Annotated in this window: 24 protein-coding genes; 13 read left to right on the top strand and 11 right to left on the bottom strand. The window is 62.9% G+C overall.

Annotated elements, in window-relative coordinates; translation table 11 throughout:
* The first annotated feature begins 151 nt into the window (after positions 1-151).
* Complete coding sequence (locus tag ACXJ1Z_RS16875; protein ID WP_463778237.1) at positions 152-1,045, top strand: alpha/beta fold hydrolase; 894 nt, start codon at positions 152-154, stop codon at positions 1,043-1,045.
* 40 nt (positions 1,046-1,085) lie between these two features.
* On the opposite strand, the gene dnaJ is transcribed toward ACXJ1Z_RS16875, so the two are convergent.
* On the bottom strand, positions 1,086-2,204 hold the full coding sequence (dnaJ, locus tag ACXJ1Z_RS16870; protein WP_463778235.1) for a molecular chaperone DnaJ: 1,119 nt from the start codon (positions 2,202-2,204) through the stop codon (positions 1,086-1,088).
* A gap of 76 nt (positions 2,205-2,280) precedes the next feature.
* Positions 2,281-4,203 carry a molecular chaperone DnaK gene (gene dnaK, locus ACXJ1Z_RS16865; RefSeq protein WP_463778233.1) on the bottom strand — a complete coding sequence of 641 codons (1,923 nt, stop codon included), beginning with the start codon at positions 4,201-4,203 and terminating at the stop codon, positions 2,281-2,283.
* Between the two features lie 199 nt (positions 4,204-4,402).
* On the opposite strand from dnaK, the gene ACXJ1Z_RS16860 reads away from it, so the two are divergent.
* Together ACXJ1Z_RS16860 and ACXJ1Z_RS16855 are read left to right on the top strand one after the other, a co-directional pair.
* Positions 4,403-4,930, top strand: a complete 528-nt coding sequence (locus ACXJ1Z_RS16860; RefSeq protein ID WP_463778232.1) for a copper chaperone PCu(A)C — start codon at positions 4,403-4,405, stop codon at positions 4,928-4,930.
* Between the two features lie 86 nt (positions 4,931-5,016).
* Positions 5,017-5,433: a vgr related protein gene (locus ACXJ1Z_RS16855; RefSeq protein WP_463778230.1), complete on the top strand. Its 417-nt coding sequence runs from the start codon at positions 5,017-5,019 to the stop codon at positions 5,431-5,433.
* A gap of 52 nt (positions 5,434-5,485) precedes the next feature.
* Here ACXJ1Z_RS16855 and ACXJ1Z_RS16850 read toward each other — a convergent pair whose 3' ends face one another.
* The 3 genes from ACXJ1Z_RS16850 to hrcA form a co-directional block, all read right to left on the bottom strand.
* Positions 5,486-5,746, bottom strand: coding sequence for a YMGG-like glycine zipper-containing protein (locus tag ACXJ1Z_RS16850; protein ID WP_463778229.1), 261 nt, complete (start codon positions 5,744-5,746; stop codon positions 5,486-5,488).
* A gap of 131 nt (positions 5,747-5,877) precedes the next feature.
* Positions 5,878-6,453, bottom strand: coding sequence for a nucleotide exchange factor GrpE (locus ACXJ1Z_RS16845; RefSeq protein WP_463778228.1), 576 nt, complete (start codon positions 6,451-6,453; stop codon positions 5,878-5,880).
* A gap of 16 nt (positions 6,454-6,469) precedes the next feature.
* Positions 6,470-7,540, bottom strand: a complete 1,071-nt coding sequence (hrcA, locus tag ACXJ1Z_RS16840; protein WP_463778226.1) for a heat-inducible transcriptional repressor HrcA — start codon at positions 7,538-7,540, stop codon at positions 6,470-6,472.
* A gap of 75 nt (positions 7,541-7,615) precedes the next feature.
* Between hrcA and rph the strand changes: the two genes are divergently transcribed.
* The 4 genes from rph to ACXJ1Z_RS16820 are packed head-to-tail and all read left to right on the top strand — an operon-like array spanning position 7,616 to position 11,097.
* A complete protein-coding gene (gene rph, locus ACXJ1Z_RS16835; protein ID WP_463778225.1) occupies positions 7,616-8,332 on the top strand; it encodes a ribonuclease PH in 717 nt (238 codons plus the stop codon).
* Positions 8,329-8,955: an RdgB/HAM1 family non-canonical purine NTP pyrophosphatase gene (gene rdgB, locus ACXJ1Z_RS16830; protein WP_463778224.1), complete on the top strand. Its 627-nt coding sequence runs from the start codon at positions 8,329-8,331 to the stop codon at positions 8,953-8,955. Before rph ends, rdgB begins: the two co-directional genes overlap by 4 nt.
* 43 nt (positions 8,956-8,998) lie before the next feature.
* Positions 8,999-10,150 (top strand): radical SAM family heme chaperone HemW, encoded by a 1,152-nt coding sequence (gene hemW, locus ACXJ1Z_RS16825; RefSeq protein ID WP_463778222.1) that lies wholly within the window; start codon positions 8,999-9,001, stop codon positions 10,148-10,150.
* Positions 10,147-11,097 carry a tyrosine recombinase XerC gene (locus ACXJ1Z_RS16820; protein ID WP_463778221.1) on the top strand — a complete coding sequence of 317 codons (951 nt, stop codon included), beginning with the start codon at positions 10,147-10,149 and terminating at the stop codon, positions 11,095-11,097. Before hemW ends, ACXJ1Z_RS16820 begins: the two co-directional genes overlap by 4 nt.
* On the opposite strand, the gene ACXJ1Z_RS16815 is transcribed toward ACXJ1Z_RS16820, so the two are convergent.
* From ACXJ1Z_RS16815 to rsmI, 4 genes are all read right to left on the bottom strand, one after another.
* Positions 11,045-11,644: a DedA family protein gene (locus tag ACXJ1Z_RS16815; RefSeq protein WP_463778220.1), complete on the bottom strand. Its 600-nt coding sequence runs from the start codon at positions 11,642-11,644 to the stop codon at positions 11,045-11,047. The two genes, ACXJ1Z_RS16820 and ACXJ1Z_RS16815, sit on opposite strands and share 53 nt — an antisense overlap.
* A 16-nt stretch (positions 11,645-11,660) precedes the next feature.
* Positions 11,661-12,632, bottom strand: coding sequence for a glutathione synthase (gshB, locus tag ACXJ1Z_RS16810; protein ID WP_463778218.1), 972 nt, complete (start codon positions 12,630-12,632; stop codon positions 11,661-11,663).
* A 128-nt stretch (positions 12,633-12,760) separates the two neighbouring features.
* Positions 12,761-13,126 (bottom strand): YraN family protein, encoded by a 366-nt coding sequence (locus ACXJ1Z_RS16805; RefSeq protein WP_463778216.1) that lies wholly within the window; start codon positions 13,124-13,126, stop codon positions 12,761-12,763.
* Positions 13,123-13,947, bottom strand: coding sequence for a 16S rRNA (cytidine(1402)-2'-O)-methyltransferase (gene rsmI / locus ACXJ1Z_RS16800; RefSeq protein ID WP_463778215.1), 825 nt, complete (start codon positions 13,945-13,947; stop codon positions 13,123-13,125). Before rsmI ends, ACXJ1Z_RS16805 begins: the two co-directional genes overlap by 4 nt.
* 10 nt (positions 13,948-13,957) lie before the next feature.
* Between rsmI and ACXJ1Z_RS16795 the strand changes: the two genes are divergently transcribed.
* The 3 genes from ACXJ1Z_RS16795 to ACXJ1Z_RS16785 all read left to right on the top strand — a co-directional run bounded on the left by ACXJ1Z_RS16795 (position 13,958) and on the right by ACXJ1Z_RS16785 (position 18,408).
* Positions 13,958-15,151 carry a penicillin-binding protein activator gene (locus tag ACXJ1Z_RS16795; protein WP_463778214.1) on the top strand — a complete coding sequence of 398 codons (1,194 nt, stop codon included), beginning with the start codon at positions 13,958-13,960 and terminating at the stop codon, positions 15,149-15,151.
* 67 nt (positions 15,152-15,218) lie between these two features.
* Positions 15,219-17,213 (top strand): DNA topoisomerase IV subunit B, encoded by a 1,995-nt coding sequence (gene parE, locus ACXJ1Z_RS16790; RefSeq protein ID WP_463778212.1) that lies wholly within the window; start codon positions 15,219-15,221, stop codon positions 17,211-17,213.
* Between the two features lie 133 nt (positions 17,214-17,346).
* Positions 17,347-18,408 carry an acyltransferase family protein gene (locus ACXJ1Z_RS16785; RefSeq protein ID WP_463778211.1) on the top strand — a complete coding sequence of 354 codons (1,062 nt, stop codon included), beginning with the start codon at positions 17,347-17,349 and terminating at the stop codon, positions 18,406-18,408.
* A gap of 7 nt (positions 18,409-18,415) precedes the next feature.
* On the opposite strand, the gene ACXJ1Z_RS16780 is transcribed toward ACXJ1Z_RS16785, so the two are convergent.
* Positions 18,416-19,120 carry an NYN domain-containing protein gene (locus ACXJ1Z_RS16780; RefSeq protein WP_463778209.1) on the bottom strand — a complete coding sequence of 235 codons (705 nt, stop codon included), beginning with the start codon at positions 19,118-19,120 and terminating at the stop codon, positions 18,416-18,418.
* On the bottom strand, positions 19,113-20,318 hold the full coding sequence (locus ACXJ1Z_RS16775; RefSeq protein WP_463778208.1) for a glycosyltransferase family 87 protein: 1,206 nt from the start codon (positions 20,316-20,318) through the stop codon (positions 19,113-19,115). The genes ACXJ1Z_RS16780 and ACXJ1Z_RS16775 overlap by 8 nt, the downstream gene beginning before the upstream one ends.
* Before the next feature lie 103 nt (positions 20,319-20,421).
* Between ACXJ1Z_RS16775 and ACXJ1Z_RS16770 the strand changes: the two genes are divergently transcribed.
* From ACXJ1Z_RS16770 to ACXJ1Z_RS16760, 3 genes are read left to right on the top strand one after another with little or no spacing between them, the layout of a single operon-like run.
* Positions 20,422-21,267: an AAA family ATPase gene (locus tag ACXJ1Z_RS16770; protein WP_463778206.1), complete on the top strand. Its 846-nt coding sequence runs from the start codon at positions 20,422-20,424 to the stop codon at positions 21,265-21,267.
* 4 nt (positions 21,268-21,271) lie between these two features.
* On the top strand, positions 21,272-22,126 hold the full coding sequence (gene bla / locus ACXJ1Z_RS16765) for a subclass B3 metallo-beta-lactamase (RefSeq protein ID WP_463778205.1): 855 nt from the start codon (positions 21,272-21,274) through the stop codon (positions 22,124-22,126).
* Positions 22,123-22,542: a GFA family protein gene (locus ACXJ1Z_RS16760; RefSeq protein WP_463778204.1), complete on the top strand. Its 420-nt coding sequence runs from the start codon at positions 22,123-22,125 to the stop codon at positions 22,540-22,542. Before bla ends, ACXJ1Z_RS16760 begins: the two co-directional genes overlap by 4 nt.
* Positions 22,543-22,742: the final 200 nt, after the last annotated feature.

The raw sequence follows: 22,742 nt of genomic DNA, 5'->3' as shown, positions 1-22,742 counted from the left end.
GTAGATGAAGAATCGTTCCTTTTATGTTCTAATTTGGCTTTTGTCAGGTTTCCGCTCGTCCGTTTTCCCCAGACGAAACAACGTACCCGCAAGCATCAGGCAGGAACGCGAACCTGATGAATGAATTGAGAAGGATGAAGGAGAGACTCCCATGCCTATGATCCAGACACGTGATGAGACGCAGCTGTTCGTCAAGACCCTGGGCGAAGGAAGGCCGGTGGTCCTCATCCACGGCTGGCCTTTGTCGTCGGACAGCTGGGATCCCGTGATGATCGCGCTTGCCGAACATGGCTATCGCGCCATCGCCTACGACCGCCGTGGCTTCGGTCGATCCGATCATGCGCCACGTGGCTACGATTACGATACGTTCTCGGATGACCTGGCCGAAGTGATGGCCGCTACTGGCGCGACACAGGACGTGGCGCTCGTTGGCTTCTCCATGGGCGGCGGAGAGATCGCCCGCTACATGTCCCGTCATGCCGGCAAAGGCGTAAGCCAGGTGGCGCTGATCAGCTCGGTAGTGCCTTACATGCTCAAGACCGACGACAATCCCAACGGCGTCGATGAAAGCGTGTTCCAGCAGATGACCGATGGAATGAAGACGGACTTCCGCCATTTCTTCACCGGCTTCATCAAGGACTTCTATGGAGTGGGCCTGCTCAGCCATCCGGTATCGGATGAAGAGCTGCGTTGGGCCTGGATGACGGCCATGAAGGCCGGCCAGTATGCCACGATCCAATCGGCCGCGGCTTTCGCCCATACCGATTTCCGGGGCGATCTGCCATCGTTCACGGTGCCCACCTTGGTGGTTCATGGCAATGCCGACGCGACGGTTCCGATCGAAGCTACCGGACGCGTTGTCGCCGATCAGGTGCCCGGCGCGCAATTCGTGGAATATCCCGGTGCGCCACATGGCGTGTTCGCCACGCACACGCAGCGTTTGTCCGAGGATCTGCTTCGCTTCCTGAGTGGAGGTGAGGTCGACAATCGGCAGGAGGTTTTGGACGCACAAACGGCGGCGTTGTTGTCCACACAGCCCCTTTGATCCTCAAGCCCACTCCCGGATCGGGAGTGGGCTTTCACCATCAGCCTGTAAACGCGGACTTGATCCGGTCGAAAAAGCCCTTCGAGCCCGGGCACTCGTCGCCGGTCTCGGTTTCCTGCAATTCGCGAAGCAAATCCTTCTGCTTGGCGGTAAGTCTGGTCGGCGTCTCGACGGTGATTTCGATCACCATGTCACCGCGTCCCCGACCTTGAAGCACCGGCATGCCGGCTCCACGTTTGCGCAACTGCTTGCCTGACTGGATTCCTGCCGGGATATCGAGAGCGAGCCGTTCGCCATCCACGCCGGGGATCTCGATATCACCGCCAAGCGCGGCGGTGGTAAAGGTGATCGGAACACGCGTGACCAGCGTGGTGCCTTCTCGCTCGAAGACGGCGTGGCGCTTCACATGCAGGAAGATATAGAGATCTCCCGGTGGCGATCCGAATGGACCCGCCTCGCCCTTGCCCGACAAACGGATGCGTGTGCCCGAATCGACGCCGGGAGGTACGTCGACTTCAAGCCGTGACGGCTTGTCGACCCGGCCCTCGCCACGGCAGATTCGACAGGGCTTTTCGATCACCTCGCCCCGGCCATGACAAGTCGGACAAGTTCGCTCGACCATGAAGAAGCCCTGTTGGGCCCTGACCTTGCCGTGGCCTCCGCAAGTCGTGCAACGACGAGACCCGGTACCAGGTTCAGCTCCCGAGCCATGACAAGGCTCACAAGCCTGCGATACCTCGATCTCGATCTCGGTCTTCTTGCCCTCGAACGCTTCTTCGAGGCTGATTTCCATATCGTAGCGCAGATCGGCACCACGACGGGCTTGCTGACGACCGCCACCTCCGCCGAACGCCTGTCCGAATATGGACTCGAAGATGTCGCCGATATCGCCGAAGTCACCGCCCTGCCCGCCGCCCGGTCCGCCGTTCTGGAACGCGGCGTGGCCATAGCGATCGTACGCCGCCCGCTTCTGCGGATCCTTGAGGCAATCGTAGGCAACGCTTATCATCTTGAAGCGCGTCTCTGCCTCTGCGTCGCCCGGGTTCTTGTCCGGATGGAACCGCATGGCAAGGCGGCGATAAGACGACTTCAGCGTCTTGTCGTCAGCAGTACGCTCGCATTCGAGCAGTTCGTAGAAATCTATCTCAGTAGCTGACACGTATTTTACCCTCGCGACACACTAACCCCCGCCGGCGCAAGTCGCACCGGCGGGGGTTGCGTCTTTCATCAGGTTATCAGCCCTTGTTCTCGTCGACTTCCGAGAACTCGGCATCGACGACATCGTCGTCGCCGCTGGCCCGTGCGCTGGCTGCATCAGCCTCAGGAGAAGCCGCAGAAGCCTGCTCCTTCTCGTAGATCGCCTGACCAAGCTTCATGGCGACTTCGGTCAACGCCTGTGACTTGGCGGTGATGTCCGCCGTGTCACCGCCTTCGATCGCGGTCTTGGTCGAAGCGATGGCGGCCTCGATCTCGGACTTCAGCGAGGCGTCGACCTTGTCGCCATTTTCGGAGAGCTGCTGCTCGGTCGCGTGAACCAGGCTTTCGGCGTTGTTCTTGGCCTCGGCCCCTTCACGGCGCTTCTTGTCCTCGTCGGCGAACTTCTCGGCATCCTTGACCATCTGGTCGATGTCGGCATCGGACAAACCACCCGATGCCTGGATGCGGATCTGCTGTTCCTTGCCTGTGCCCTTGTCCTTGGCGGACACATTGACCAGACCGTTGGCGTCGATGTCGAAAGTCACCTCGATCTGCGGCACGCCGCGACGCGACGGCGGGATGCCGACGAGGTCGAACTGGCCAAGCAGCTTGTTGTCCTGCGCCATCTCGCGCTCGCCCTGGAACACGCGGATGGTCACTGCCTGCTGGTTGTCCTCGGCAGTGGAGTAGACCTGGCTCTTCTTGGTCGGGATCGTCGTGTTACGGTCGATCATCTTGGTCATGATGCCGCCCAGCGTCTCGATGCCCAGCGACAGCGGAGTCACGTCGAGCAGCAGCACGTCCTTGACGTCACCCTGCAACACACCGGCCTGAATCGCAGCGCCCATGGCGACGACCTCATCCGGGTTCACACCGGTGTGCGGATCCTTGCCGAAGAAGTCCTTCACGACTTCGCGAACGCGCGGCATGCGGGTCATGCCGCCGACAAGCACGACCTCGTCGATGTCCTTGGCGGTCAGACCGGCATCGGCCAGAGCCTTGCGGCAAGGATCGAGCGTGCGTTGGATCAGGTCAGCGACCATCTTCTCGAGATCCGAACGTGTGATCGTCTCGACCAGATGCAACGGCGTGGTGCTGCCGCCTTCCATGCGGGCGGTGATGAAGGGCAGGTTGATCTCTGTCGAGGCGGTGCTCGAAAGCTCGATCTTGGCCTTTTCAGCTGCTTCCTTGAGACGCTGCAGAGCAAGCTTGTCGGTCCGCAGGTCCATGTTCTCCTTGGCCTTGAACTTGTCCGCCAGCCACTCGACCAGCTTGGAGTCGAAATCTTCACCACCCAGGAAGGTGTCGCCGTTGGTCGACTTCACCTCGAATACGCCGTCGCCGATCTCGAGCACGGAAACGTCGAACGTACCGCCGCCAAGGTCGTAGACCGCGATGGTCTTGCCGTCCTGCTTGTCCAGACCATAGGCAAGGGCCGCAGCGGTCGGCTCGTTGATGATGCGCAGCACTTCGAGACCAGCGATCTGGCCGGCATCCTTGGTCGCCTGGCGCTGCGCGTCATTGAAATATGCCGGCACGGTGATGACCGCCTGTGTGACCGTCTCACCCAGGTAGCTTTCCGCGGTTTCCTTCATCTTCTGCAGGATGAAAGCGCTGACCTGCGACGGGCTGTAGTCCTCGCCACCGGCGCTGACCCACGCGTCGCCATTCTTGCCACGGGTGATGGTGTATGGAACCAGCTCGGTGTCCTTCTTGGTCACCGGGTCGTCGAAGCGGCGGCCGATCAGGCGCTTCACCGCAAAAATCGTGTTGTCGCCGTTGGTGACCGCCTGGCGCTTCGCCGGCTGGCCGATCAGGCGTTCGCCATCCTTGGTGAAGGCGACGATGGAAGGCGTCGTGCGTGCGCCTTCGGAATTCTCGATGACCTTGGGCTTGCCGCCGTCCATGACCGCGATGCAGCTGTTGGTCGTGCCGAGATCGATACCGATTACTTTAGCCATTATCCCCAATTCCTCACGTCGTTAATGACACCGCCCGGATCGCCTCCCTTGCAGGCAAGGCGGCTTGTGCGGCTCCGCGACGCCCCATAGTGGGCATGTCGTCGAGGCGCGATATAGGACGGGTTTCGCTTGGCACAAGAGTGGTGCGCAGGCATGAGGCGTGCGTAAAATTCAGCTGCGGCGACAAGGGAATGCTATCGTGAAAATAGGCCGTGGAACCGCGCTGACGCTTGGGTTGGCCATGACTGCCGGACTCGGTGCCTGCAAGCAGCAGGCAACTCCGTCTGCGCAGCAGACCGGCGCGGGCGATCAGGGCGACAATGCGCTTGGTCCGGACGCAAAGCCGGGCATTACCGCCGGCGCGGCAAGGCTGGTACTCCCGATCGTGCCCGGTCGCCCCGGCGTGATCTACTTGCGTGTCGCGAATATGAGCAAGAGCAAGATCACGCTCGCGGGCGTTCATGTCGATGGTGTCGGCAAAGCAGAAATCCATCGCACCAGCGGCGGCGCGATGACACCGGTCGATCACGTCGACATCGCGCCAGGTGCCTCGATCGCGTTCGTCCCTGGCGGACTTCACGCGATGGCATTCGGAATCGCGGACAGCCTGAAGGCCGGACAACAAACGGAAGCCACGCTGACCTTTGCGGATGGCGACAAGACCTCGCTACCGATCAAGATCGAGGCGATGGGCGAAGGTAATGGCATGTCGGGGATGAAGCACTGATAGCGACGACACCGGACGAAATCGATGGCTGTCCTCCAAGCGGGGAGCGCTCACTGACGTCAGGTGAGCGTGATTTGGTCTGCGCCATGTTCGGCGACGCGATCGATTGCGATCCCGTGCGTATCAAGCGTCGCCGCTGGTTTCCGTTTCAACCCACGAACACCTTGATGGCACCCACAGGGCACATCCATTTTCACCCGCGATCGAGCCTCTACGTGAACGATTTCGCCAGTGCTGGTCGGCAACTGCAAGGCCTGTTCCTGCATGAAATGACGCACGTCTGGCAAAGTCAGCACAAGGGACGATGGTTTCTACCGCTCGCCCGCCATCCGCTATGCCGCTACGACTATGCCTTGAAGCCGGGCTGGCGACTGGAGCGTTATGGCCTCGAGCAACAAGCTGAGATCGTCAGGCACATCTTCCTGCTGCAGCATGAGGTGAATGTGCCTGGGGCGCCCCCCTTGCAGTCCTATTGCGGCATTCTACCATTTGGCCGGACATGAATAAAGGCGAGTGAAACCGGTTCCCGCGCCCTTCACATCATCCTGACGGATTTCAGCAGTCGCGATCGTAATACCGGCGGCCATCGCGATCGTAGCGGTAGCAACCGCCATTGCGATCCTTCTCGACCTGAGAACCGGCAACGGCACCCGCTGCGGCACCGATCGCGGCGCCTGCTCCTACGTCACCTGCCAGCGCGCCGATACCTGCGCCAACTGCGCCTCCGGCAAGCGCGCCCTCTCCGCCGTAGTTGGAGGCACAACCTCCGAGTGCAAGCGCGCCGGCGGCGACCAGGGGAAGGATGAGGTTACGCATGAGCTATCTCCAAGACCCAACAATTGTTCTGCAAGGGCAAACGGAGATCCGGATGCCTTGTTCCGGGAAAAGAGACGATCCTCATTGGAGCAACATGATGTCACGAACGCCCCAAACCGGACATGCCCTGCTCAATCGGGCTTCTTTGCCACCGCCACCATTGCCGGCCGAAGCAGACGGTCCTTGATCATATAGCCAGCCTGCATTTCCTGCAGCACCGTACCAGGCTCCGCGTCGGCCGAAGGCAGTTCGATCATCGCCTGATGCTGGTTGGGATCAAGCGGCAAGCCCACGGCGGCGATGCGGCTGATGCCATGCGATGCGAAGACCTTCTCGATCTCACGCCCGGTCGCCTCAAGCCCGGCGACAAGGTTCTTCAACTTGTCGTCCTCGCGCAAATCGGCGGGGATAGCCGACAGCGCCCGGCTCAGGTTGTCCGAAACCGAGAGAATGTCACGCGCAAAGCTGGTGGCAGCATAGGTGCGCGCATCGGCGACGTCCTTCTCCAGCCTACGCCTGACATTCTGGGTCTCGGCGCGAGCATACAGGACGTCCTGCTTCGCGGCCTCGTTCTCTTCACGCAGGCGCGCGAGTTCTTCGGCGCCACGATCCGCCGTCTCGGCTTTCTTGCCAAGAAGATCCTCGGGAACGCCTTTCAGTTCATCGGCTACAGCCTTGTCTTGCGGCTGCAAATTGTCTTCGGTCATGTCGTATGTTTTCCAGCTAACCAATGAGTTTGCTCAGGGTTTGACCCAGGCTGTGTGCGGTGAAATCCACCATGGGGACGACTCGCGCATAGTTCAACCGAGTCGGCCCGATAACCCCTACCACGCCGACCACCCTGCCCTCGCGATCGCGGTAGGGCGATGCGATGACCGATGACCCGGAAAGCGCGAACAGGCGGTTCTCCGATCCGATGAAGATGCGTGCCGATCGGGCATCGCGTGCCAGATCGAGCAGTGCCGATACCGACTGCTTGTTCTCCAGATCGTCGAGCAAGGAGCGCACCCGTTCGAGATCGGACACGGCCGCTTCATCCAGCAGGTTGGCCTGCCCGCGCACGATCAGCACCGGCCGACGCGCCGCATCTTCGCTCCACACGGCGATCCCGCGCTCTATCAGGTCGCGGCTGGCGGCATCGAGCGCGCTCTGGCCCGAGGCGATGTCGGCGCGCATCGCTGAGGCCGCTTCACGCAAGGTGCGTCCGGCGAGATGCGCGGTTATGTAGTTGGACGCTTCTTCGAGCGCACTGGATGGCACGGCTGCGCCGAGCTCGATGATCCGGTTCTCGACCGCGCCATCATCGTTGACCATGATCGCCAGCACCCGCCGCTCTGCGATGGATACCAGCGATAACTGGCGCAGTTGCGCGTCGCGTTGGGGAATCATCACCACGCCCGCGCAAGCCGAAAGATCCGAGAGGATCGCGCTTGTCGCTTCAAGCGCGGCCTCGATCGGTCCGGCGCCCGCAAGGCGGCTTTCGATGGCCGCGCGCTCTTCACGCGTGGGTTTGGCGACTTGCATCATCCCGTCGACAAACAGGCGAAGGCCTGATTCGGTCGGCATCCGTCCCGCGCTGGTGTGGGGCGCGGCGAGCAGGCCCTGCTTCTCGAGATCGGACAGAACCGATCGGATCGAGGCCGGCGAAAGGTTCAGCGAACCGCCCGCACCACTGGCCGACAAGGTGCGCGAGCCGACCGGAACACCGGTCGCCAGGTAACCCTCGACCACAAGGCGGAAGATTTCCCGCGCCCGTGTCGTCAATTCGGAGATAGGTGCCGTCACATCGTCCATCTTAGGGATCGCGCTTGCGGCCTCAAGCCCATTGAGCCAAGGGCCTCTCACGTTTTTACACGAGAGGACAGCTTAATGCGACCATCCGGCCGCGCGCCAGACGAGATGCGCACCATCGATATCCAGACGGGCTTCACCAAGCACGCAGAGGGATCCGCGTTGATCTCCTTTGGCGATACACGGGTGCTGGTCACCGCCAGTGTCGAGGAGAAGGTGCCGCCGTTCTTGCGCGGGAAAGGCGAAGGCTGGGTCACTGCCGAGTACTCGATGCTACCGCGCGCCACGCATACCCGCGGCAGCCGCGAAGCGGCCAAGGGCAAGCAGTCCGGCAGAACCCAGGAAATTCAGCGCCTTATCGGCCGCTCCTTGCGTGCGGTCGTGGACATGAAGAAACTGGGCGAGCGCCAGATCGTGCTCGATTGCGACGTGATCCAGGCCGATGGCGGCACGCGCACGGCGTCGATCTCGGGCGCATGGGTCGCACTGCGTCTGGCCGTCGACAAGCTGATGGCGGAAGGCAAGATCAAGGAAGATCCGATCACGGCTCAGGTGGCTGCTGTATCCTGCGGCATTCATCAGGGCACCCCGGTGCTGGATCTCGACTACATCGAGGACAGCAATGCCCACGCCGATGCCAACTTCGTGCTTTTGGAAGGCGGCATGATCGCCGAGGCGCAGGCGACCGCCGAGGGCGCTCCCTATGACGAGGAAGGCCTGCTTCGCTTGCTGCGCCTCGCGCGTATCGGCTGCGATGGCATATTCGCGGCGCAGGCAAAGGCAGTCGGACGGTGACGCGCCGTCTGGAGGGCAACCGTCTCGTCATCGCCACGCACAATGCCGGCAAGTTGAAGGAGATCGGGGCCCTCCTGGCGCCTTATGGTATCGAGTGCATCTCTGCCGGCGAGATTGGCTTGCCGGAGCCTGACGAGACCGGCACGACTTTCGTCGAAAATGCCTTGCTGAAAGCGCGCGCGGCCGCCGTCGCCGCCCAGCTTCCGGCATTGGCCGATGATAGCGGCTTGTCGGTCGCGGCGCTGGCTGGAAGGCCTGGCGTCTATACGGCGGACTGGGCCGAACGGCAGTGGTTCGAAGGAAATCCCGGCCGCGACTGGTACATGGCCATGGGCAAGGTCGAGGGACTCCTATGTGAGCTAGGTCCCGACGCCGACCGCTCATGCTGGTTTTCTTGCGTGCTCGCGATCGCTTGGCCGGATGGCGAAAGTGCAGTCTATGAAGGGCGGGTCGATGGCAATTACGCCTGGCCGCCGCGTGGAATGCTGGGGTTCGGATATGACCCGGTCTTCGTACCACAGGGTCATGAGGAGACGTTCGCCCAGCTGCCGCCAGAAGAAAAGCATCGGATGAGCCACCGCGCGGATGCGTTCGCCAAACTTGTCGCCGACCAGTTCGCCTGACGGATCCCGTTACGCTCTGCGCGATACCTGCTAAGAACCACTGATGGCGCGTGCTCTTTACATACATTGGCCTTTTTGCCTGGCGAAATGCCCGTACTGCGATTTCAACAGCCATGTGCGCGACATGGTGGACCACGAGGCATGGCAGGCGGCCTTGCTGGCCGACATGCGACGCGAAGCGGAGGTTGCCGGTGGCGAAACGCTGACTTCGATCTTCTTCGGCGGTGGCACGCCATCGCTGATGCCCCCCGCCCTCGTCGCCCGACTGCTGGATGAGGCCGAACGGCTGTGGGGCTTCGCCGATGAGATCGAAATCACGCTGGAGGGCAATCCGTCCTCGATCGAAGCGGCCAACTACGCAGAACTGGCAAGCGCGGGGATCAACCGTGCATCGATAGGCTTGCAGGCGTTCGACAATGCCACTTTGCGGTTCCTGGGGCGCCTGCACGATGCCGACGAAGGACTTGCCGCGCTCGACGTGGCACAGCGCCACTTCGGCCGGGCGTCGTTCGACCTGATCTATGCGCGTCCCGCACAGACCCTTGATGCGTGGCAGGCCGAGCTTTCTCGCGCCATAGGTCTCGGCACAGGCCACCTGTCGCTTTATCAACTCACCATCGAGCCGGGCACCCGGTTCGAAACCATGGTGCGCAAGGGCGATTTCATTCCGCTGGACGAAGACGCGGCGGCCGATATGTTCGATCTTACGCGTGAGATGACCGCAGCGGCCGGCCTGCCAGCCTACGAGATCAGCAATCACGCAAGATCCGGCGAGCAGAGCCGCCATAACCTCGCGTATTGGCGCTATCAGGATAGCTGCGGGATTGGACCCGGCGCTCATGGTCGCCGCGGAGGCATCGCCACGGTCCGCCATCGCAAGCCTGAGAATTGGCTGACGGCCGTCTCCCACCGGGGAGACGGCATCGTCGAAGCACGCACGCTTGGCCGGCACGAGCAGGCGGCAGAGGCCATGCTGATGGGGTTGCGCCTGAACGAAGGCGTCGACCTTGGCGCTCTGGCGGCTCGACTGGCGATACAAGAGAGCGCGCTTTGCGACGACGCCAAGCTCGTATTCTATGAAAGCCAGGGCTTGGCCTGGCGGCAGGGCAGCCGGATCGGCGTAACCGAAGCCGGCATGCCGTTGCTTGATGCGCTGCTGGCCGAACTGGTGCCCGCCGCCTTGGTGGCCGTTTGACCCGGGCCGACATGCTTGAGGCGTGGGGCACCTACCTCGCCAGCAGTCGACGACGCTCACCACACACGGTTCGTGCCTATGTTGCCGCCGCTGCCCGTCTGATCGAGGACGGCGATCATGACTGGTCGAGCGTCGCCAGGCTGGATGCGCCAGAACTGCGCCGGCGCCTCGCCGAACGCAGAGCGCAAGGTATCGGCAACAACTCCGCCGCACGAGAGCTTTCCGCGATCAAGGCCTTCCTGATTTTTGCGCGCGGACAGGCTGGCATCGATATCGCGCCGCCGCGTGTTCGCGGGCCACGGGTCAAGAAAGGGCTTCCGCGCCCGGTCACTCCGGACGAGGCCATCAATCTTGCGCATGCGGTGGAAGACAATGCCACCGAGCCGTGGATCGGCGCGCGCGATCGCGCGGTGCTGTTGCTGCTGTACGGTGCCGGGCTGCGTATCGCGGAGGCTCTCTCGCTGACGGGCGCCGCATTGCCGTTGGCGGAAACGCTGATGGTCACCGGTAAAGGTGGAAAGCAACGCATCGTCCCACTTCTGCCGATCGTGCGCGCTGCGGTGTCGGACTACGTGGCCATGTCGCCTTGGCCGGTCGGGCGGGCCGACCCCCTGTTTCGCGGGGCAAAAGGCGGCCCCCTTGCGCAGGGAATGGTGCAAAAGGCGGTGCTGCACGCCCGAGCCGCACTCGGCTTACCGCCGACGGCCACGCCGCATGCGCTGCGACACAGCTTTGCGACACACCTTTTAAGCGCTGGCGCCGACTTGCGCAGCCTGCAGGAGTTGCTTGGCCATGCCAGCCTTGGCTCGACGCAGATATACACCAAGGTGGACGCGGCAACGCTGCTCGATGTCTATCGTAACGCTCACCCGCGCGAGAACATGACGATTGCCGCTAGTGACGCGGCTTCCAGGTCAACACCCGCCACAGATAATAGACGATCGTAATCGCGACGATGGCGAGGGTTGCCCACCCCAGCCAATGCTCGGCCTCTGCGAACTTGTTACCCGCCCATCGCCCGGCATAGATCAGCGCAGTGTTCCAGATCGCCGCGCCGGCTGCCGTGTAGAGAAGGAAGCGGATGTGCCCCATATGCGCCAGCCCTGCCGGAATCGACACCACCGATCGGAAAGCGGGCATGAAGCGCAGGACGAACACCACCATGCCGCCATGCTTGCGGAAGAACCGGGTGCCCGTCTCGACGTCCTGCCATTCGAGGGTCAGCCACCGGCCCCAGCGGTCGACGAACGGTTGCAAGCGCTCGTAGCCCAATCGATCGGCAATCAGGAACAGGACGTAGTTCCCCAAAGTCGAGCCGATGGTCCCGGCTATCAATAGCGGCCCGAAGGCCATCGATCCACGCGCCACGGCGATCCCGCCGATGCCCATGATCAGTTCCGATGGGATCGGCGGAAAGATGTTTTCCAAGGCCATCAGGAAGACGATGCCCCAATAGCCTCCGCCTTCGATGAGTCCGATGATCCAGCTGCTCACCCGACCAAGCCTGCCGTCACATGGCGGCGTGGCGACGTTCGATGGCTTCGAAGATCATGCCACCGGTGTCGGTGCCATTGAAGCGGTCGATGGCCACGATGCCGGTCGGCGATGTCACATTGATCTCGGTAAGCCATTGTCCGCCAATCACGTCGATGCCGACAAAAACCAGCCCGCGGGCCTTGAGTTCCGGGCCCATCGCAGCGCAGATTTCTTCCTCTCGCGCCGTAAGCTGTGCCGCCTCGGCCGAACCACCGACCGCCAGGTTGGAACGGAACTCGCCCTCCCCCGGCCGGCGATTGATCGCGCCGGCAAATTCGCCGTCGACCAGGACGATGCGCTTGTCGCCCTCGCTGACTGATGGGAGAAAAGGTTGTACCATGAACGGTTCAGGCCAGACCTGACCGAACAGCTCAGCCAGCGCACCGAGGTTGGAGCCATCCGCGGGTATCCGGAACACCGCCTTGCCGCCATTGCCGTGCAGCGGCTTGACGACGAGGTCGCCGGGATGCGCCGCGTGAAACCGGCGTACATCTTCGATACGGCGTGCGATGAACGTGGGCGGCATGAAGCGGGCGTAATCCAGCACCATTACCTTCTCGGGTGCGTTGCGCACCGCTGCGGGATCGTTGACGACCAGCGTCGTTCCGGCAAGCCGCTCGAGCAGATGGGTGCCGGTGATGTAGCCCAGGTCGAACGGCGGATCCTGACGCATCAGCACGACGTCGACATCCGTCGCAAGATCGATCAGCCGGGGCTCATCGATCGAGAAATGATCGCCCTGCACTTTTTGCACCGTCACCGGCGTCGCCCAGGCCGTCAGCCGCCCCCCGGCGCCTTCGCTGGTATCGTATGCCAACGATCCGACGTCGTAATGAAATAGCGTATGACCGCGCGCCTGCGCCGAAAGCATCAGGGCGAACGAACTGTCGCCGACGATGTTGATGCTTTCGAGTGGGTCCATCTGAACCGCGATGCGTAACGCCATGCCAATCCTCGCTAAGGGCTCCTACCGTAGGCGCTTTAGCGCAATCCCAACGCATCGCGAGTAGTTTCGAAACGCTGGCCGCGCGACGGATCTCCCCATGGATCGCGGTCGTGTCAGACTTCAAGCCCCTAGGTGACGCCGGGTTGCCAAGCATTGGCAAGCCGGCGCGGCCAGCACCATGGGGCCAACAGCAGAACATCGACGCGAACGTCCTCACCGTTGCGCGCATATCGTGGTGCCAGAGCCTCTGCGGCGGCTGCGACGCGGCGAAGCCGATGCGCGTCGATCGCGAACGCAAGCTGCTCGGCACTGCGCCGCCATTTGACCTCGACGAAGCAGACCGTGCGCCCGCGTCTGGCGATGATGTCGACCTCGCCACGCGCGGTTTTCACGCGTCGCGCCATGATATGCCAGCCGGTCAATCGCAGGTACCACGCCGCCAGGACTTCGCCGCGTCGGCCCTGCTGCTCGGCCTGGGCGCGGCGCCTGCTCACTTGAGTTCGAGTGCGCGGGCATAAAGGACCTTGCGATCCAGACCGGTCACCTTGGCGACCCGCGCGGCCGCTTGCGAGGGCTTGTCTTCGGCCAACGCCTCGCGCAGCAAGGCATCGGCATCGTAATCGCGAGGGCCGCTGGATGGCGGCGCTATCAAGACGACGATCTCACCCTTGGGCGGGTGTGCGGTATAATGCACGGCAATCTCGGTCGGAGGGCCATGCCGGCATTCCTCGAACCGCTTGGTCAATTCGCGCGCCACCGCGACCTCCCGGCCCGGCAGCACCGCGTCGATCGCGGCCAGCGTATCCAGCAGGCGCGGCGCGGTTTCGTAGAACATCAAGGTCGCCGGGACGCCTGAAAGTTCGGTCAGCACATCCTCGCGCGCCTTGGCCTTGTGCGGCAGGAAACCGGCAAACAGGAACCGGTCGTTGGGCAGGCCCGACAGCGTCAGCGCGACTACCCCCGCGCTGGGGCCCGGCAGGCTGGTGACCAGGATGCCGTCTTCGCGGGCTGCACGAACGAGCCGGTAGCCCGGATCCGAGATCAGCGGCGTGCCGGCATCACTGACCAGCGCGACCGGCTCCTCGCGCATCAACGATAGCAGGCGATCACGCGACCCCACGTCGGCATGATCGTCGTAGCGCACCATACGCTTCTTGATGCCAAGGTGATTGAGCAGCTTCCCCGTGACGCGCGAATCCTCACACGCTATCGCCGAGACCGCGCCGAGAACCTCGATCGAGCGCAAGGTGATATCGCCAAGGTTGCCAATCGGGGTCGCGACTATGTAGAGGCCCGGCGGAAGCGGTTGATCCATGGCGCTTTCCATGGCCCAATCCGAAGGGGGACGGCAAGTGATGTTCGAACGGCGATTGGCTTTGCGCAAACTGCTGGCCGCAGCGGCGATGACGACTCTGGCGGCTTGCGCCGTCGTGCCCAAGGGCCCCTCGACGAACGCTCCTCCACCACGGCCGACGCCCACGCCAGGTGCCAGCGAATTGCCGAGCGACTCGCAACACCACCGGATCGCCCTGCTCGTACCGATGACCGGCGCCAACGGAGCGGTGGGTCAGTCCATCGCGAATGCTTCGACCATGGCCTTGATGGACACCAACGCCAAGAACCTGCGGATCACCACCTATGATACCGCAGCGGGTGCCGGAGCGGCGGCAATGCGGGCGGTAGCGGACGGCAATCAGCTGATCCTGGGCCCCTTGCTGGCCGACGATATTCCGTCCGTCGCGTCGGCTGCGCGCTCGGCCAGAATTCCCCTCATATCGTTCTCCAACGACGAAAGCGCCGCCGCGCGCGATGTCTATGTGATGGGCAGCCTGCCCGGCGCCTCAATTCGTCGCACGGTGCGCTACGCGCGGGGCCACGGAGTGACCAGCTTCGCCGCCCTCGTGCCCAAGGGTGATTATGGCGAACGCGCATCCGAGACGCTGATCGCCGAGGCCCGGGCCGCCGGGGGGACGGTCATGGCGATGGAAAGTTATGACCGAAGCGCCGCGTCGATCGCCGCGGCTGCTTCCCGGCTGCGCACGCGTGGCACCTTCGACGCCATCTTGATCGCGGACAGCGGCAGCTTGTCCGCCCGCGCTGCAGGCTTGCTCAAGGCGCGCGGCAGCGCCTCGCCACGCCTGCTCGGCACCGAACTATGGAGCGGCGAAAAGGCGATCACCACCTCGCCCGCGTTGACTGGCGCATGGTTTTCGGCCGTGTCCGATGCGCGCTTTCCGCAGTTTGTCAGCAGCTATCGCACTCGCTTCGGAGCAGCGCCATATCGCATCGCCACGCTGGGTTATGATGCCGTCCTGCTCACCTTGCGCGTGGCGCGCGAATGGAAGCCGGGACGGACATTCCCGACCGCGGCACTTACTTCGAACGATGGCTTTCTCGGCCTTGATGGAGCGTTTCGCTTCACCAAGGATGGCGTGATTGAGCGGGCGCTCGAAGTACGCGAAGTCGGCGCTGGAAGCGTCAAGGTGGTGGCCCCGGCGCCGACGAAGTTCACGGATTGATCCGCCGCCGACGATAACCCGCGCGCGCCCGCTTGCGCGCGGAATCCCGGCGCCCCATAGTCGATCCATGGCCGACGATCTTTTCGACAAACTGCCCACATCCGCCGGCGAGGCCTATGACGGTTCCGCGATCGAGGTCCTCGAAGGCCTCGAACCGGTCCGCCGCCGGCCGGGCATGTACATCGGCGGCACCGACGAACGGGCGCTGCATCACCTTGCCGCCGAAGTGCTCGATAATGCGATGGACGAGGCTGTCGCAGGCCACGCCAACCGCATCGAGGTGCTGCTGGAAGAAGGTAACCGCCTGACGATCACCGACAATGGTCGCGGTATTCCGGTTGACGAACACCCCAAGTTTCCGGGCAAGTCCGCTCTCGAAGTGATCCTTTCGACGCTCCATTCGGGCGGCAAGTTCTCGGGCAAGGCTTATGCGACCAGCGGCGGCCTGCATGGCGTCGGCATTTCCGTGGTGAACGCGTTGTCTAGCCATACGCGCGTGGAAGTCGCTCGCAACAAGGAGCTTTATGCGCAGGAGTTCGCGCGTGGCGCGACGCTGGGCAAGCTGCAGAAGGTCGGTGCCGCTCCCAACCGGCGCGGCACGTCGGTGGCCTTTACGCCCGACATCGAAATTTTTGGCGATCAGCAATTCAAGCCGGCCCGCCTCTTCAAGCTGGTGCGATCCAAAGCCTACCTTTTTGCCGGGGTTGAAATCCGCTGGAAATGCGCACCCTCGCTTGCCAGCGAGGACGTTCCCGCAGAGGCGGTCTTCCAGTTCCCGGGCGGCCTGGCCGATCATCTTGCCGAGCAGATCGGCAGCCGTGAATGCGTAACCGCGCAATTCTTTTCGGGCAGTCAGGACTTTCCCCGCGAGCATGGCGAGGAACAGGGACGGGTCGAATGGGCGATCGCATGGCCGCTGTACTCCGACGGCTCCTATTCGTATTACTGCAACACCATCCCCACGCCCGATGGCGGCACCCACGAGCAGGGTCTGCGTGGCGCGTTGACCAAGGGCATTCGCGCCTTTGCGGAACTGGTCGGCCAGGGCAAGAAGGTGAAGGATATAACCCCGGACGACGTGGTGACGGGGTCCGAGGTCATGCTGTCGGTCTTCGTCCGCGATCCACAGTTCCAGAGCCAGACCAAGGATCGCCTGACTTCGCCGGATGCGATTCGCCTGGTCGAGAACGCGGTGCGCGATCACTTCGACCACTTTCTCTCTGGGAACCTCGAGCGCGGCAAGGCCCTGCTCGGCTCGATCATCGAGCGGATGGACGATCGCCTGCGCCGCAAGGCGGAGCGTGAGATCAAGCGCAAGACGGCCACCAGCGCCCGCAAGCTGCGCCTGCCCGGCAAGCTCACCGACTGCACCGGTGAAGGCAAAGGCGAGACCGAGTTGTTCATCGTCGAAGGCGACAGCGCCGGCGGCTCCGCCAAGCAGGCGCGCGACCGCAAGACGCAGGCTATCCTGCCGATCCGCGGCAAGATCCTCAATGTCGCCAGCGCCAGCGCCGACAAGATCCGCGGCAACCAGGAGATCGCCGATCTCCAGCTCGCGCTGGGTTGCGGCATCCGCAAGGACTGCAATCCCGACAATCTGCGGTATGATCGCATCGTCATCATGACCGACGCCGACGTCGACGGGGCCCACATCGCCACGCTGCTGATGACTTTCTTCTTTCAGGAGATGCCCGAGATCGTACGCAAGGGTCACCTCTACCTCGCGCAGCCGCCGCTCTACCGGCTGACGTCGGGTGCGACCTCGGCCTATGCGAAGGACGATGCGCAGCGCGCCGAGCTGGAGCGGACCAAGTTCAAGGGCAAGAAGGTCGATGTCGGTCGGTTCAAGGGCCTGGGCGAAATGAACCCGCAACAGCTGCGTGAAACCACGATGAGCCCGTTGACGCGCTCGCTGCTGCGTATCACCCTTCCGCCCGAGTACGAAGACCGGGCCGCGGTGAAGGATCTTGTCGACCGCCTCATGGGTCGCAATCCGGAACACAGGTTCCAATTCATCCAGAACCGCGCAGGCGAGATCGATCCCGAGTTGATCGACGCCTGAGGCGTCCCGGCCACGTTTGCCTCCGGATTGTGCGCGGCGGGCGTGACTTACCTCGAATTCAGATGCGTATGGATTTGATCGTCTAGAACCGCGCTTGCTACTCGCCAGGCTTCGAGCTTGGCGAAAGGGCCACATGCGCATTCATTCGGTGCAGCTACTGAGAGCCGTGGCCGCATTGCTGGTGCTGGTCGGTCACGCCATCGCCGCGGGTGCCAGGATGGGCCATGCCGAAAGATTGCCGTTGCCGACCGGGGTAGGCGTCGATCTGTTTTTCGCGATCTCTGGCTTCATTATGGTTTTTGCCAGTGATCGTCTGTTTGCAAAGCCGGGCGCCGGAAGGGAGTTTCTCGCCAGGCGTATAGCGCGCGTCGTCCCGCTATATTGGCTTACGACCACCGCGATGCTGATGTTGATACTGCTTGGCAGCAGGGCGGCACCGAACCCGAATTATATCCTGTCGTCCTACCTGTTCATTCCCGATCTGTCTTACGGCAGCGTCGACGGCGTTGCATTTCCCTTGCTGTCGCTCGGTTGGACCCTGAACTACGAGATGCTGTTTTACGCCATCTTCAGCGTGTTCATCATGTTGCCGCGCCGCCGCGCGAGTGGCTGGGTCATCGGTGTACTGCTGCTCGGTGTTACACTGGGCCGTGTGTTCCAGCCGCAATCGACCGTTCTTTCCACCTGGTCGCAGCCGATCATACTGGAGTTCGCTCTGGGCCTGCTGATCGGCAACGCCTTGCTCGACGGGACCCGCCTTTCGCGGCTTGTCAGCGCGATCCTCATATTGGCCGCGTGCCTCTGGATCATCGCCGACCCCCTCCATGTGGCGGACAGTCTGCAGACGCCCAACGACTTTCGCCGTCTTGTCGGATGGGGCATGCCGGCCGCAGCACTTCTGGCGGCGGTCGTGCTCGGCCCGCGCGAGTTGCCGCTCTGGTGCCAGCGGCCCGCCGCTTTGCTGGGCGATGCCTCGTACAGTCTCTATCTGACCCACCCCTTCATCATGATCGTCTGCGAACGAGCATGGCACCATGCGATAGGGCCGCGTTATCTCACTGGCTTCGTCGTGACGGTCATCGTTCTGGCCATCGCTTTGTCCGTTGTCGTCAACAAGATCGTCGAGCGTCCTTTGACCGGCGTCCTGCAACGCCGGCGAACACCCGTCAGGCAATCCGTGGCCTTATCGATCTAGCGCCTCGTCAGCGCACGCGCTTGATGAACAGGCCCTCATCGCGATGCTCGGTGGTGAAATTGGGCAGCGACTGGATCAGATCCGAAAGACGCGAGAATCCATAGCTGCGCGCATCGAAGCTCGAACGGTTGGAAACCCTGCGTCCGACATCGAGCATGCTGGAATAGCCTTGTTCGTCGCGCTTGCTCGCTTTCCACGCGTCGCCGATCAGCTTGACCAGTTCCTCGTCGACAGCCGGCTTGCTCGGCAGCTGTCCCTTCTCCTCCTTTTTATCTTCCTCGACCACCGCATCCAGATCGATGAAGCGGGTGCAGGCCTCGCGAAAGGCTTCGGGCGTGCGGCTGGTGCCGAAGCCATAGACGGGGGTGCCGTTCTGGCGGATGCGCATGGACAATGGCATGAAGTCGCTGTCGCTCGTCATCAGACCGAAGCCTTCGATCCGGCCGCCATAGAGCAGGTCCATGGCGTCGATCGTCATCTTCATGTCGGTCGCGTTCTTTCCCTTGGTCAGATCGAACTGCTGTTGAGGCTCGAGGGCATAACGATGGACGATGGCCGACCAGCCCTTCAGGCCCGGCTTGCTCCAGTTGCCATAGATGCGTCTGACGTTGACGGTACCCAGGTCTCCGAGGATCGTCAGGGCGGCATCGAGGTTGCCCGGAGAGGCATTGTCGGCGTCGATCAGCAGCGCGATGTTGCGGGTGTCAGGCATGATTTTGTCTTTCGAAGGTAGAAGACGCGGGGTGTTCCCTCACGCGTCTCCACAGCAAATAGAATAGTAGCAACGCGATCACGGGTGCGATCGGCAGGTGCAGGTTCATGGCGATGGGCCGGGCGAACGCCGGCGCGGCAAAGGCGAGAAACACGGCCAGCTTCTCCCATGGCGCAAAGCTTCTCGCCACCATGACGATCAAGGCTGGGCCAAGCAGGAGCAGATCGTAGTCGAGCACGAAGGGGGTAAACTGGACAGAGCCGACCAGCATCAAGGCGCCCAGCTCGCTGCTATAGGGGCGGCGCCAGGAGACTATCGCCAACGCAACCGCAACGCCGATGCTTACCGCTGCTTGTATGATATAGGAAAACCACAGCGGAATTCCCAACAGCATCGCACCCGCAAACGGACTTACCATCTTGGCATAGCCCATGGAGCCCGCATCCATCGCGGCCTGGGCAGCGCGGGTGAGCGCGTACCATTCGTTCCAGACGCCGGGTCCGAACAGCATGGTGGAGGTTGCGGACAGTGCGAGCGCGGCTGCCGATGCCGCTACGATCACCCGCCATTCCCCGGTAAGTAGAAGCACCATAGGCACCAACACGCCAAACTGTGGCTTGATCGTTGCGAGGCCAAACGCGACGCCCGCGAGCATAGGCCTTTCCTGAACCCACAAGGCCCCCAGCAAGAGCAATCCAGCCACAAAGAACGCGGTCTGGCCATGCGTGATCTGGATGACGCACGCGGGATAGGCCAGCAGCAGCAGCCAGGTGGGCGCGGGAAGTCGATATCGGTGCAGCCAGCGCGTCACCGCGAATACGAACAGGGCACCTGTGCTTACCAGCCACAGGATCAGCGCCGGGAAATACGCCAGCGTGCCGAGTGGCCAGCAGAACGGCAGGAACGGCGGCGGATAGAAAAACGCGGTAAAGGCATCGACCTGGCTGAAATAGGCCTGCTGCTCGGCGATGTGCGCGGCCTGGTCATAGACATCGGCATGCCGAACCAGCAGGCGACCGGCCGTCCAAAAGCTGAGGAAGTCGGTGCCCAGCAGGAAACCGTGGCGATCGACACCACCGCGCGAGGTGGCCAAGAGAAAAGCAAGCGTGACGATGTTTAGGGTGGCCAGTATCCACAGATACGCCTTCACTCGCGCTGCGGTCAGCCAGGCAGCGCTGCGAAGGAATTGGGGCCCCATGGTCCGTATGCTTGTGCAATCGCGCCGCGGCAAAGTCCATCCGCTTGCCTCGCGGCGCAGCACAACTTACGCGTGATCGGGAACACAGGACAGGATCGACCCGATGCAGCGTTTCGAAGGCACCAGCAACTACGTCGCCACCGACGACCTGAAGGTCGCGGTCAACGCCGCCGTGCTGCTGCGCCGTCCACTGCTGGTCAAGGGGGAGCCCGGCACCGGAAAGACCGTGCTGGCCGAGGAAATCGCCAAGGCAGCCGGCGCCGAACTCATCACCTGGAACGTCAAGTCCACCACCAAGGCGCATCAGGGCCTCTATGAATACGACGCGGTCGCCCGCTTGCGCGACGGTCAGCTGGGTGACGAGCGCGTCCACGACATCTCCAACTACATCCGTAAGGGCAAGCTGTGGGAAGCCTTCACCGCACCCAAGCTGCCGGTGCTGCTGATCGATGAGATCGACAAGGCCGATATCGAATTTCCCAACGACCTGCTCGCCGAGCTCGATCGCATGGCTTTCGACGTTTATGAGACCGGCGAGCATATCGCCGCCAAAGAGCGGCCGATCATCATCATCACCTCGAACAACGAGAAGGATCTACCCGACGCGTTTCTGCGCCGCTGCTTCTTCCACTACATCAAGTTTCCGGACCGGGAGACGATGCAGTCCATCATCGACGTACACTATCCCGACATTCAGAAGACCCTCGTCACCAAGGCGATGGAGATTTTCTACTCGCTGCGCGACGTACCCGGGCTCAAGAAAAAGCCCTCCACCAGTGAATTGCTCGACTGGCTCAAGCTGCTGATGAACGAGGAAATGCCGCTCGACGTTCTGCAGAGCCAGGACGTCAGCAAGGCGATCCCGCCGCTGCACGGCGCATTGCTCAAGAACGAGCAGGACGTGATGATGTTCGAACGCCTCGCCTTCATGGCGCGCCGGGGAAACTGAATTGATGCGCAGGGTTCTGGCACTGTGTCTGGCTGCGGTGTCGAGCACGGCCGCCTTTGGTGATTCGCCGCCGGAATGGACACGCCCGACCGAGCCGTTCCACATCGTCGGGCCGATCGACTATGTCGGCACCGAAGGCATCGGCGTCTATCTGATCCGAACCAGCGCTGGGGCGATCGTGATCGATGCCGGGCCGGCGCAAGCCGCGCCGATTGTCGAGCGCAACATCGTCAAGCTGGGTCTCAAGCTCAGCGACGTGAAGATCCTGCTCGCCACGCACGCGCACTGGGATCATGTCGCCGGGATGGCGCAGCTCAAACGTGATACGGGCGCACGCCTGCTCGCCAGTGCCGCCGATCGTGGCGCGCTCGATCGGGGAACTCCACCCAGCGACACCGATTACGGCGTGGTAAGGTTCGCGCCTGTCGAAGTCGATGGCTTGGTCGTCGATGGCCGCCCGGTGCGCTTAGGCAATATCGCGCTGACGCCGGTGCTGACGCCCGGCCATACGCCGGGCTGCACCAGCTGGACGATGCAGGTGAAGGAGCGGGGGCGCTCGCTTAGCGTGCTTTTCCCGTGCAGCCTGTCGGTCGCCGGCAACAAGCTGGTCGGCAACAAGGGATATCCCGGCATCGTCGGCGATTACCGCAAGAGCTTCGCCCGGCTTAGCCGTATAAAGGCTGACGTCGTACTGCCCGCGCATCCCGAACTGGCGGACGTGCTGGGTCGAGCACGTCGCAGCAAGGAGGGTGACGCCTCCGCGTTCGTCGATCCCAAGGTTCTGCCAGGGATGGTGTCGAACTTCACCGCCGCGTTCGATCAGGAACTGGCGAAGCAGACGAGGGAGACACGGCCATGACCTACACCGGACGCTGCAATTGCGGCACCATCGCCCTTAAGATCGAGGCCGAGCCGGTCACGACACGCCAATGCTGGTGCCGTCAATGCCAGAAGATCGCGGCCGGCGGCGCCACTCACAATGCGATCTTTCCGGCCGATGCTGTGACGATCACCGGCGAGCGAACGCAGAACAGCTACACCGCCGCCAGCGGCAGCACGCTGACGCACGAGTTCTGTCCGATTTGCGGGACTCACGTTCTTGGACGGTCGAGCGCCCGCCCGCAGTTCCGCACGATCCGCCTTGGCATGCTGAACGAGGGTCATGGCATCAGGCCCGCCGCCGCGATCTGGTTGGACGAGGCGCCGGATTGGGCGGTGATCGATCCGGCGCTGGAACACTGGCCGCAGCAGCCTCCGCCGCCAGGTGCAAAGTGATCACCGGCGCTGTCCTACAGGGTGCGGGATCGGGTATGCACCCAGACATGCCCGACGCTCTTCTCCCGCTCCGAACGCCCCCTACGTCGTCTCCAGGACAGCGAAGCCGGTTCGTCGATGCCCTGGGTTCGGCGGATGGCGCCGCGTCGCCTCCCGCCTCCCCCCACATTCCCGCCGTGAGTGGCAGCCGGGTCGGAGCC

This window comes from Novosphingobium sp. TK46 (assembly GCF_055361525.1).
This window is presented reverse-complemented; position numbering and strand designations above follow the sequence as displayed.

What these genes read in the sequence shown, in the direction of transcription:
- ACXJ1Z_RS16875 (WP_463778237.1), top strand. Translation starts at nt 152, where the DNA reads ATGCCTATGATCCAGACACGTGATGAGACGCAGCTGTTCGTCAAGACC.
- dnaK (WP_463778233.1), bottom strand. Translation starts at nt 4,203, where the DNA reads ATGGCTAAAGTAATCGGTATCGATCTCGGCACGACCAACAGCTGCATC.
- ACXJ1Z_RS16855 (WP_463778230.1), top strand. Translation starts at nt 5,017, where the DNA reads ATGTTCGGCGACGCGATCGATTGCGATCCCGTGCGTATCAAGCGTCGC.
- ACXJ1Z_RS16850 (WP_463778229.1), bottom strand. Translation starts at nt 5,746, where the DNA reads ATGCGTAACCTCATCCTTCCCCTGGTCGCCGCCGGCGCGCTTGCACTC.
- ACXJ1Z_RS16845 (WP_463778228.1), bottom strand. Translation starts at nt 6,453, where the DNA reads ATGACCGAAGACAATTTGCAGCCGCAAGACAAGGCTGTAGCCGATGAA.
- hrcA (WP_463778226.1), bottom strand. Translation starts at nt 7,540, where the DNA reads ATGGACGATGTGACGGCACCTATCTCCGAATTGACGACACGGGCGCGG.
- rph (WP_463778225.1), top strand. Translation starts at nt 7,616, where the DNA reads ATGCGACCATCCGGCCGCGCGCCAGACGAGATGCGCACCATCGATATC.
- hemW (WP_463778222.1), top strand. Translation starts at nt 8,999, where the DNA reads ATGGCGCGTGCTCTTTACATACATTGGCCTTTTTGCCTGGCGAAATGC.
- gshB (WP_463778218.1), bottom strand. Translation starts at nt 12,632, where the DNA reads ATGGCGTTACGCATCGCGGTTCAGATGGACCCACTCGAAAGCATCAAC.
- rsmI (WP_463778215.1), bottom strand. Translation starts at nt 13,947, where the DNA reads ATGGATCAACCGCTTCCGCCGGGCCTCTACATAGTCGCGACCCCGATT.
- ACXJ1Z_RS16795 (WP_463778214.1), top strand. Translation starts at nt 13,958, where the DNA reads ATGGCCCAATCCGAAGGGGGACGGCAAGTGATGTTCGAACGGCGATTG.
- parE (WP_463778212.1), top strand. Translation starts at nt 15,219, where the DNA reads ATGGCCGACGATCTTTTCGACAAACTGCCCACATCCGCCGGCGAGGCC.
- ACXJ1Z_RS16785 (WP_463778211.1), top strand. Translation starts at nt 17,347, where the DNA reads ATGCGCATTCATTCGGTGCAGCTACTGAGAGCCGTGGCCGCATTGCTG.
- ACXJ1Z_RS16780 (WP_463778209.1), bottom strand. Translation starts at nt 19,120, where the DNA reads ATGCCTGACACCCGCAACATCGCGCTGCTGATCGACGCCGACAATGCC.
- ACXJ1Z_RS16775 (WP_463778208.1), bottom strand. Translation starts at nt 20,318, where the DNA reads ATGGGGCCCCAATTCCTTCGCAGCGCTGCCTGGCTGACCGCAGCGCGA.
- ACXJ1Z_RS16770 (WP_463778206.1), top strand. Translation starts at nt 20,422, where the DNA reads ATGCAGCGTTTCGAAGGCACCAGCAACTACGTCGCCACCGACGACCTG.
- bla (WP_463778205.1), top strand. Translation starts at nt 21,272, where the DNA reads ATGCGCAGGGTTCTGGCACTGTGTCTGGCTGCGGTGTCGAGCACGGCC.
- ACXJ1Z_RS16760 (WP_463778204.1), top strand. Translation starts at nt 22,123, where the DNA reads ATGACCTACACCGGACGCTGCAATTGCGGCACCATCGCCCTTAAGATC.